This is a genomic window from Mesoflavibacter sp. CH_XMU1422-2 (assembly GCF_037029245.1).
GTDB classification, from domain to species: Bacteria; Bacteroidota; Bacteroidia; order Flavobacteriales; family Flavobacteriaceae; genus Mesoflavibacter; species Mesoflavibacter zeaxanthinifaciens.
The window spans coordinates 1-763 of record NZ_JAYMEE010000022.1; the positions used below are offsets into that span (position 1 = coordinate 1).

Sequence of the window (763 nt, forward strand, 5' to 3'; positions counted from 1 at the left end):
CGTTGTGCGTCATATGACAAGCGACAGTAACAAAGAAAAACGGGAAAGCTGAAAACCGATTAGAGTAAGCACCTAAACTAAAACTGACAAAATATGAAATCAACTTTTAAATTTCTAATTGCTGTGATTTGCTTTGCAGTATTTTCGACTATTTCAGTTTTCGGACAAACGACTGAAGAACAAAAACTTTCGTATAAAACAGGAAATCCAGCGGATTGGCCAAAAGACCAAGATGCGGTTGTATCTGCACCAAATAATCATAAAATACTATTGGAAAATGATAAAGTAAGGGTTTTAGAAGTAACTGTCTTACCCAACGAAATTGAACCTGTTCACCATCATCAATGGAAAAGTGTCTTATATATTATAGAAGCTGGGGATTTCATTGACCGAGACGCAGAAGGAAATGTGATTATAGATACCCGGAAGTTACCTGAACCTCTTGTTTTTCCTTTGACAATGTACAAAGACCCTGAAGCACCTCATACAGTAGAAAATTTAAGCGATACGAAAACTATTCGGCTGATAAGAGTAGAAATGAAAGAATAAAATACGAACGCACAACAATGGCTATAAGCAATTGCTTGTTCTTGCCTACTTCTGAAAATCCTCGCGGATTTTCAGTTTGGTGTGTACTTGCAAAGTTTCGTGCTAACCCACGCAACTACTCATAGCCCGAACCGTTACCTACAAGCACTCCGAAAAAAACACGGAAGACAAATTAAGCGACCGGAAAATCAAAACGAAGCCGATTTAAAAACTA

General features: G+C 37.6%; 1 protein-coding gene. It reads left to right on the forward strand.

Annotation, left to right across the window (positions count from 1 at the left end):
* The first annotated feature begins 93 nt into the window (after positions 1 to 93).
* Entirely contained in the window at positions 94 to 549 is a 456-nt protein-coding gene (locus WA340_RS03755; RefSeq protein ID WP_272854332.1) for a hypothetical protein, read from the forward strand.
* The last annotated feature ends 214 nt before the right edge of the window (positions 550 to 763 follow it).